The sequence below is a fragment of the uncultured Streptococcus sp. genome (genome assembly GCF_915066115.1).
Taxonomy (GTDB): Bacteria; Bacillota; Bacilli; order Lactobacillales; family Streptococcaceae; genus Streptococcus.
This window is the reverse complement of record NZ_CAJZDT010000079.1, coordinates 1-8,774: the sequence shown is the minus strand read 5'-3', so window position 1 is coordinate 8,774 and position 8,774 is coordinate 1. Positions and strand designations below refer to the sequence as shown.

Below are 8,774 nucleotides of genomic sequence, written 5' to 3'. Positions count from 1 at the left end.
GAACCCGTGTTACCGCCGTGAAAAGGCGGTGTCTTAACCCCTTGACCAACGGACCAGAGTTGTTATTTTCAACTCTTACTATTATACCGACTTTTCTAACTTTGTCAACATCTTTTTTAAACTTTTTTAATTAATTTTACAACTGCTTCCGTTCGAGCTGTGTGTGGGAACATATCGACCGACTGGATATAATGAAGATCATAGACTTCTACTAATCTCACCAAATCACGAGCTAAGGTCGAAACATTGCAAGAAATATAGACCATTTTTTCTGGTACATAGGTAAGAATTGTATCTAATAACTTGTCATCCAGACCTGTACGTGGAGGGTCAACAATCAAAGCATCTGCTCGGTAGCCTTCCTTGTACCAACGAGGAATAATCTCTTCTGCTGTTCCAGCTTCATAATGAGTATTGTCAAATCCCATTCTTTTAGCATTTCGCTTGGCATCTTCAATAGCTTCTGGAATAATATCCATACCTCTGAGGGTCTTTACTTTCTTTGCGAAGGCAAATCCAATTGTTCCAACTCCACAATAAGCATCAATTAAATGATCCTCTTTAGTAACATCCAAGGCTTTTACTGCCTCGTTATAAAGTACTTCTGTTTGCTCAGGATTTAGTTGATAGAAAGCTCGAGGGGATAGTGAAAATTCATAATCGAGAACACCTTCTTGAATACTCTCTTGTCCCCAGATGATTTCTGTCTTTTCACCATATATCTCACTTGTTTTAGCTGTATTTGTATTCACAGCTACTGTCACAACTTCTGCAAAATCTTTAACTAAGTCTTTTACCAGTTGAGTTAAGTTAAGCTGACGGTTTGTAACAATAATAATCTGAACCTGTCCAGTCTTTCTTGCTCGTCGAACCATAATAGTCCTAACACCTAGAACTTTTCTCTCATCTGTGATTGGAATCTGGTGATAAGTAAGTAATTCTGCTAGGCGATTAGCAATCGCTTGGGTTTCCTTATCTTGTACTAGGCAGTCTTTCAACTCTACCAAATAATGAGAGTTTTGTGCATACAGACCTGCCTTGACCTGATTCTTAAATTTTCGAGTCTGAAATTGTAACTTAGCACGGTAGTACTTGGGTTCCTGCATTCCAATAGTTGGGAGGATTTCATAATTTTCATATCCTGCAGGGGCAAATTTTTTCAGCGCTTGATGAAGCAAGTCCGTCTTGAACTCCAGCTGCTTATCATAATGCAGGTGCATGATTTGGCATCCTCCGCATTCATTATAAATGGTACAAGCTGGCACAACTCGGAATTTTGATTTCTTGTTGACCTTTAGTAATTTTGCTTCAACAAAGTTGCGTTTAATAGAAGTAATCTGACAATATATATCTTCACCTTTTAGTGCTCCAGGTACAAAAACCAAGGTTTTTTGATAAAAGCCGATTCCCTCACCATTAATTCCCATACGCTTGATTTTTAATGGTATTTTTTGTTTCACTTTCAGATTCATACCCCTATCTTATCACATTTTGAGTTATAATAGAACTATGAAAATCACAAAACTTGAAAAGAAAAAAAGACTCTATCTGATGGAGCTTGATAATGGTGACAAATGCTACATTACTGAAGATACAATTGTACGTTTTATGTTATCGAGAGATAAGGTGATAAGCGAAGAGGAATTGAAGGAGATTCAGGACTTTGCTCAATTTTCTTATGGTAAGAATCTAGCCCTCTACCACCTATCCTTTAAAGCACGTACTGAAAAAGAGGTCAGAGAATATCTAAAAAAATATGATATTAATGAAAAAATAGTTTCTCAAGTCATTGCTAATCTTAAAGAAGATAAGTGGATTAATGATAGCAATTACGCTTATGCTGTCATCAATGCCAATCAACTTTCAGGAGACAAGGGACCTTATGTACTGACTCAGAAATTAGCACAAAAAGGAATTTCAAAATCTACCATAGAAGAGATTCTGAAAGAATTTGATTTTTTGGAAGTTGCTCAACGTGTAGCTAATAAACTATTGAAAAAATATGAAGGTAAACTTCCAGCTCGTGCCTTGCAAGATAAGATTATCCAAAACTTGACCAATAAGGGATTCTCTTACTCTGATGCTAAAAGTGCCTTTGACGAGTTGGATAGTCAAGTTGACCAAGAAACGACTCAGGAACTCATCTTCAAGGAACTTGATAAGCAATATGCCAAGTATGCCCGAAAATATGAAGGATACGAACTTAAACAGCGTTTAACCCAAGTTTTAGCACGAAAGGGCTACGATTTTTCGGATATAGCAAGCGCTCTCAGAGAATATCTTTAATATTTTCATGTAAAATTCACAGATTTTAGGTAATTTTATGGTACAATAGTAAACGATAAACTTATAAATTGTAGAAAGTTGGTTAGTTATGAAGCTTCCAAAAGAAGGCGACTTTATTACAATTCAAAGTTATAAGCATGATGGGAGTCTCCACCGAACTTGGCGGGACACCATGGTACTAAAAACAACAGAAAACGCCATTATTGGTGTCAACGATCATACACTGGTTACCGAAAGTGATGGTCGTCGTTGGGTCACTCGAGAACCGGCTATTGTTTACTTTCACAAGAAATATTGGTTTAATATCATTGCCATGATTCGTGATAATGGAATTTCCTACTATTGCAATATGGCTAGCCCCTACTATCTGGATGAAGAAGCACTGAAGTATATTGATTACGATTTGGATGTTAAAATTTTTACAGATGGGGAAAAACGTCTCTTGGACGTTGAGGAGTATGAGCGTCACAAACGCAAAATGAATTATTCTGATGACTTGGACTATATTTTAAAAGAACATGTCAAAATTCTTGTTGATTGGATTAACAATGGACGTGGTCCTTTCTCAGAAGCCTATGTAAACATTTGGTACAAGCGCTATGTAGAACTAAAGAATCGGTAAAGTTGTCAAACTAGGGTGAAAGCCCTGGTTTTTTATTTTAATACTCAATGGAAATCAAAGACCAAACTAGGAAACTAGCCGCAGATTGCTCAAAACACTGTTTTGAGGTTATAGATAAGACTGACGAAGTCAGTCACATATATATACGGCAAGGCGACGTTGACGCGGTTTGAAGAGATTTTCGAAGAGTATAAAAACCCAGCTTTGCAGCTGGGCTTATCCTTAGATATCTAATTTTGTCACTGTAAATTTGATGTGAGAATAGTCTTTCTCAACATCCTTATCAATCAAGAACGCTGTGGCGTCCTTCTTAACTTGAACCAGGTCAATATTCTGGGCTTGAGCTGCATAGACACATCCACAATAACATTGACGATAGATGTCATACTCCTCACACATCTCAACTGAACGTTTATAGCCCTGATTTTTCTTGAAATCACTGGGAAGATAGTGGGTGGTATAAATCTTTTGCACATCGATTCCGATGCTGTTGATGGTCTGAGAATTCTTATGAGGACTGATGGTTAAAGCCGAACCGAAGTAGTCAAAGCCTAAATCCATAGCCACTTGCGCTGTTTTATCCAGACGGTAGTCAAAGCACACCTTGCAACGGTCACCACCTTCAGGCTCTTCCTCCAATCCTCGGACCAATTTACGGTATTCATTGGGTTCATAAGGCGCTTCTAGGTACTGGACCGTATTTCCAGTACGCTCATTAAAATCACTGACAAATTTCTTGGTGACATAGGCCCGCTTATGGTATTCTGCCTTGGGATGGATATTAGAATTGGCAAAATAGATGGTCACGTCTGCATACTTAGTCAAATATTCTAGTGTATAGGTACTGCAAGGGGCGCAGCAAACATGCATGAGAATGGTTGGCCGTTGCTCATTTTTCTCCCATACTTGTACCATTTTCTGCATGACACGGTCATAATTAATCTTCTGATTGGGGTTCATCTTGCTCAGAATTTCTTCTACATCGATCATGTTCTTCTCCTTTTTCTAGTCTTATTTTATCATATAAGTTAGGAGAGCTCAAATCTATTTAGAATAGAAAACCATTAAAGGAGGGAATATGCATCCCTCCTTCTGTGTTTTTTATAAGTTATTTTTACATCATGCCGCCCATCATGCTTGGATCCATTGCTGGAGCTGGGGCTACTGGTTCTGGTTTATTTGCTACGACTGCTTCTGTTGTCAAAATCAAGCTGGCTACAGATGCCGCATTTTGTAGGGCTGAACGACTCACTTTAACTGGGTCGATAATCCCTTGATCAATCATGTTGACCCATTCGCCAGTTGCTGCGTTGAATCCTGTACCAACTTCAGCATTTTTCAAACGATCGATAACGATAGAGCCTTCGAATCCCGCATTGTGGGCAATTTGACGAACAGGTTCTTCCAAAGCACGGAGAACAATATTGCGTCCTGTCGCTTCATCTCCTGTCAATTCCAAATCAGCTACGGCTGGGATGACATTTACAAGGGCTGTTCCACCACCTGCAACGATTCCTTCTTCAACAGCTGCACGAGTAGCGTTAAGGGCATCTTCAATACGGAGTTTCATTTCTTTCAATTCAGTTTCAGTTGCAGCTCCGACTTTGATTACTGCGACACCACCTGACAATTTTGCCAAGCGTTCTTGTAATTTTTCACGATCAAATTCAGATGTTGTAGTTTCTATTTGAGACTTGATAACCGCAACACGGTGAGAAATCGCTTCAGGATTTCCAGCACCTTCTACAATAACAGTGCTATCTTTGTCCACAGTTACTCTCGCTGCTTGACCAAGAGCTTCAATTGTCGCATCTTTCAACTCAAGACCAAGGTCTTCTGTGACAACTGTTCCGCCTGTCAAGATGGCAATGTCTTCAAGCATGGCTTTGCGACGGTCACCAAAACCAGGTGCCTTAACGGCTACTACGTTGAAGGTTCCACGAATCTTGTTCAATACAAGAGTTGGAAGAGCTTCACCATCCACATCATCCGCAACAATCAAGAGTGGACGATTGCTTTGGAGAATACTTTCTAGAAGTGGCAAGATTTCTTGGATATTTGAAATCTTCTTATCAGTAATCAAAATGTATGGATTTTCAAGGTCAGCCACCATTTTTTCGCTATCTGTCACCATGTACTGTGAAAGATAACCGCGGTCAAACTGCATTCCTTCTACGACTTCAAGTTCTGTTTCCATACCACGTGACTCTTCGATGGTGATAACTCCATCTTTGCCAACTTTTTCTATGGCTTCAGAGATGTACTCACCAACTTTTTCAGAACGAGAAGATACAGCAGCAACCTGAGCGATGGCTTCTTTGTTGGCAACAGGGATGGCATTATTTTTCAAGGCTTCTACTGCTGCGGTAACTGCTGTTTCAATCCCACGACGAATGCCGATTGGATTTGCACCTGCTGTGACGTTTTTGATTCCTTCGCGGACGATTGCTTGGGTCAAAACAGTTGCAGTTGTAGTCCCGTCACCTGCAATATCATTTGTTTTTGAAGCTACTTCTGATACCAATTTGGCACCCATATTTTCAAAATGATCTTCTAATTCAATTTCTTTGGCAATAGTTACACCGTCATTGGTAATCAAGGGTGAGCCAAATGATTTTTCCAACACAACGTTACGACCTTTTGGTCCTAAGGTTACTTTAACAGTGTCTGCAAGGATATCGACACCACGAACCATAGCTGAACGAGCATCAGATGAAAATTTAATTTCTTTTGACATACTTATTTTCTCCTTCTATTCTTCAATGATAGCCAAAATGTTCGCTTCGCCAACGATGACGTACTTTGCATCGCCATCTTTTACATCGAGACCTGCGTGGGCTTCAACTAAGACACGGTCGCCAGTCTTAACGCTTGGTGCAACCAAGTCACCATTCAAGGTACGAACTCCTTGTCCAGTAGCTACAACTTGGGCTGTTTTTGTTTTTTCTTGGGCTGAACCTGCGAGGACAAAACCTCCAACATTTTGTTCTTTTTCTTCGATTTTCAAGACCACACGGTCTCCTAATGGTTTCAACATCTGATTTCCTCCATGATGAGATAGATACTATTAGCACTCTTTATATCCGAGTGCTAATTTATAATTCTATTGTATCACTTGGTCAGAAATAGTCAAGAAAAAAGTCTGACTTTCTCAAGATAAAAAGCCTGAGACCAACTCAGACTTTTCAATGTTTAAAATGGTAATTCTTCCTCTTCTAAGACCAAATCCGCCAAATCTTGGCCTGCATTATTTTCACGCATGGCACGTTGGGCGCGACTTTCCAAGAGTTGGAATCCTGTTACAAGAACTTCGGTCACATAGTTCATTTGACCATTTTTCTCAAAGCGACGTGTACGAAGTTCCCCATCAACGGAAATGAGACTTCCTTTGGTTGCGTAGCTTGCCAAGGTTTCTGCTAATCTGCCCCATAGGACAATATTAACAAAATCAGTTTCACGTTCACCATTTTGGTCTTTGTAACGACGGTTTACAGCAATAGTTGCACGAGCTACTGACTTGTCATTGTTGGTTTTGTGCAATTCTGGTGTAGACGTTAAACGTCCAATCATGATAACTTTATTATACATATTTTCTTCCTCCTACTTATCTATTCGCAGGAAATCAAAAAAAGTTACAGAAATTTGTAACTTTTCGAGAAAAATTTTTATTTTTTATGAACCATGAAACCTGTTGCCTGTTGATTGGCCATAATGGTCATATCTGTAATCTGCATACGGCGAGGTTGACTGGTCACATAGACTACTGTATCTGCAATATCCTGAGCTTGCAAAGCTTCAATTCCTTGGTAAACGGACGCAGCTCGCTCTTTGTCTCCATGAAAACGTACCGTTGAGAAATCTGTTTCGACAATGCCAGGCTGAATGATTGTCACCTTGATATCCGTTGCGATGGTATCAATTCGCAGACCATCTGAAAAAGTCTTAACTGCAGCCTTGGTGGCTGAATAAACTGCTGCACCTGCATAGGCGTAGATTCCTGCGGTCGACCCCATATTGATAATATGACCTTGATTGGCTTTTACCATTGCTGGCAAGAAACAGCGAGTAACTGCCATCAAACCCTTGACATTGGTATCCAACATGGTCAACATATCCAACTCTTCATAGTCCTGATAAGGTGCTAAACCTAGAGCCAGTCCGGCGTTGTTGACCAAGATATCAATCTGTCCTATCGTTTCTAGAATATCAGAGCAGACAGTCTTCACCATAGCCATATCCGTCACGTCTAGTGGAAAAGTCCAAACTACTTGATTTGGATAGGTTGCTGCAAACTCTGACTTGAGAGCCTCTAATCTGTCTATCCGTCGCCCTGTTAGAACGACATTCTCCCCCTGCTCCAGATAAGCACGCGAAATCGCTTCACCAATTCCAGATGTCGCCCCTGTAATCACTACATTTTTTGCCATCTTATTTCCTTCTATCTGGTCTATCAGATACTGACAATTTCTTAGGCAGTCCAGTGTTTAGCTGCATCAAATGGAGTTCCAACAACTTGGTCTTCTGATAATTCAATAATACCACGTTTTTGCGGAGCATTTGGCAGATGCAATTCACGAGGGCTACACATCATGCCAAAACTCTTTTCACCACGAAGTTCGCCTGGGAAAATGAGATTGCCTTTTGGCATCATAGCTCCAGGAAGAGCCACAATGGTTTTCAACCCAACACGCGCATTAGGAGCCCCTGCAACGATTTGCACTGTCTTGTCACTTGCGACTGCAACTTGGCAGATGTTGAGGTGGTCACTATCAGGATGGGCTACCATCTCGACAATCTCACCAACAACAAACTTAGGTTCCTTGTCATTAACAATTTCCTCTGTAAAACCTTCCGCCTGCAATTCTTGGTTCAAACGAGCGACTTGCTCATCTGTCAAAAAGACTTGACCGCGCTCTGCAATTTCAAAGAAACTTGAAACTTCGAAAATATTCCAAGCCACTGTTTCCCCATTCTCTTTAAGGAAAACACGGGCTACCTTGCCTTTGCGTTCCACATCCAGTTTAGCATCTCCGCTATTTTTAACGATGACCATAAGGACATCGCCGACATGTTCTTTGTTATATGTAAAAATCATTGTTTCCTTTTTCTCCTATTTCAATCCTGCTAAAAAGTCATTAATTTGTTGTTTACTTTTACGGTCGCGATTGACAAAACGGCCGATTTCCTTGTCCTTTTCTAGAACAACAAGGCTAGGGATTCCGTACACATCCCAGAGTTTGGCCAAATCCATATACTGGTCTCGGTCCACTCGAATAAAGGTGAACTCTGGATTGGTCTCCTCAATTTCTGGCAAGGCAGGATAGATGTAACGACAATCGCCACACCAGTCTGCCACAAAAAGGAAGACTTTCTTGCCATCTTTTTCTACTAAAGATGCCAATTCTTCTAAACTTGCTGGTTGTATCATAAGACTTCCTCCTCATAGGTCAGATCTTCATTTTCATAGACAAAGGTATAGTGACGACCATCCTCGAAAATGACTCCTCCGACAAGTCGCTCTAGGCTACTTTCGTAGACTTGAACATAGAGAGTCGCAATCTCACCCATATCTGAGAAAAGTTCGCGCACGATAGCGGTCAACTCTTCTTGAGTCTTCATGAGTTTGTGGTTATCTGCTGCTTTTTTGGCACCCAAAGCGAGGGCACTTAGACCAGCCACAGTCAAGCCAGTCATCCATAATTTCTTAGCTTTCATACCATTCATTTTAACACAAAAAACGCTTCAGGACAAATGAGGAAGCAGCAGAAAAGCAAGTAAAAAGCCTCTTCCTTTAAGGAAAAGGACTTCTTATTCTTATTGCCAAACACCTAAGTTAACAAGATCTTTTTGAATGAATATCAAAACT

11 protein-coding genes are annotated in these 8,774 nt (G+C 40.3%); 2 read left to right on the top strand and 9 right to left on the bottom strand.

Translation table 11 applies throughout. The annotated features are described in order from the left end of the window. Positions 1–116: 116 nt before the first annotated feature. The gene (gene rlmD, locus QZ565_RS06360) at positions 117–1,472 is read right to left on the bottom strand and encodes a 23S rRNA (uracil(1939)-C(5))-methyltransferase RlmD (protein WP_295527104.1); all 1,356 of its coding nucleotides are present in this window, start codon (positions 1,470–1,472) and stop codon (positions 117–119) included. A 37-nt stretch (positions 1,473–1,509) separates the two neighbouring features. Here rlmD and recX point away from each other — a divergent pair, with 37 nt between their 5' ends. Together recX and QZ565_RS06350 are read left to right on the top strand one after the other, a co-directional pair. Further along, positions 1,510–2,286, top strand: a complete 777-nt coding sequence (gene recX, locus QZ565_RS06355) for a recombination regulator RecX (protein WP_295527101.1) — start codon at positions 1,510–1,512, stop codon at positions 2,284–2,286. Positions 2,287–2,374: 88 nt separating this feature from the next. Then, positions 2,375–2,908 (top strand): DUF402 domain-containing protein, encoded by a 534-nt coding sequence (locus tag QZ565_RS06350; protein ID WP_000775316.1) that lies wholly within the window; start codon positions 2,375–2,377, stop codon positions 2,906–2,908. 222 nt (positions 2,909–3,130) lie between these two features. Here QZ565_RS06350 and QZ565_RS06345 read toward each other — a convergent pair whose 3' ends face one another. From QZ565_RS06345 to QZ565_RS06310, 8 genes are all read right to left on the bottom strand, one after another. Beyond that, positions 3,131–3,898, bottom strand: a complete 768-nt coding sequence (locus QZ565_RS06345; protein ID WP_295527097.1) for an epoxyqueuosine reductase QueH — start codon at positions 3,896–3,898, stop codon at positions 3,131–3,133. A gap of 124 nt (positions 3,899–4,022) precedes the next feature. Further along, on the bottom strand, positions 4,023–5,645 hold the full coding sequence (groL, locus tag QZ565_RS06340; protein WP_295527094.1) for a chaperonin GroEL: 1,623 nt from the start codon (positions 5,643–5,645) through the stop codon (positions 4,023–4,025). A gap of 15 nt (positions 5,646–5,660) precedes the next feature. Further along, positions 5,661–5,945, bottom strand: a complete 285-nt coding sequence (groES, locus tag QZ565_RS06335; RefSeq protein ID WP_295527091.1) for a co-chaperone GroES — start codon at positions 5,943–5,945, stop codon at positions 5,661–5,663. A 155-nt stretch (positions 5,946–6,100) separates the two neighbouring features. After that, positions 6,101–6,496, bottom strand: coding sequence for a single-stranded DNA-binding protein (locus tag QZ565_RS06330; RefSeq protein WP_049510174.1), 396 nt, complete (start codon positions 6,494–6,496; stop codon positions 6,101–6,103). A 77-nt stretch (positions 6,497–6,573) separates the two neighbouring features. Beyond that, positions 6,574–7,335, bottom strand: a complete 762-nt coding sequence (locus tag QZ565_RS06325; RefSeq protein WP_295527088.1) for an SDR family NAD(P)-dependent oxidoreductase — start codon at positions 7,333–7,335, stop codon at positions 6,574–6,576. A gap of 41 nt (positions 7,336–7,376) precedes the next feature. Next, entirely contained in the window at positions 7,377–8,003 is a 627-nt protein-coding gene (gene ytpR, locus QZ565_RS06320) for a YtpR family tRNA-binding protein (protein WP_295527085.1), read from the bottom strand. Between the two features lie 15 nt (positions 8,004–8,018). Continuing rightward, the gene (locus QZ565_RS06315; protein ID WP_000615777.1) at positions 8,019–8,336 is read right to left on the bottom strand and encodes a thioredoxin family protein; all 318 of its coding nucleotides are present in this window, start codon (positions 8,334–8,336) and stop codon (positions 8,019–8,021) included. After that, positions 8,333–8,632, bottom strand: coding sequence for a DUF4651 domain-containing protein (locus QZ565_RS06310; protein WP_295527082.1), 300 nt, complete (start codon positions 8,630–8,632; stop codon positions 8,333–8,335). Before QZ565_RS06310 ends, QZ565_RS06315 begins: the two co-directional genes overlap by 4 nt. Positions 8,633–8,774 lie beyond the last annotated feature (142 nt).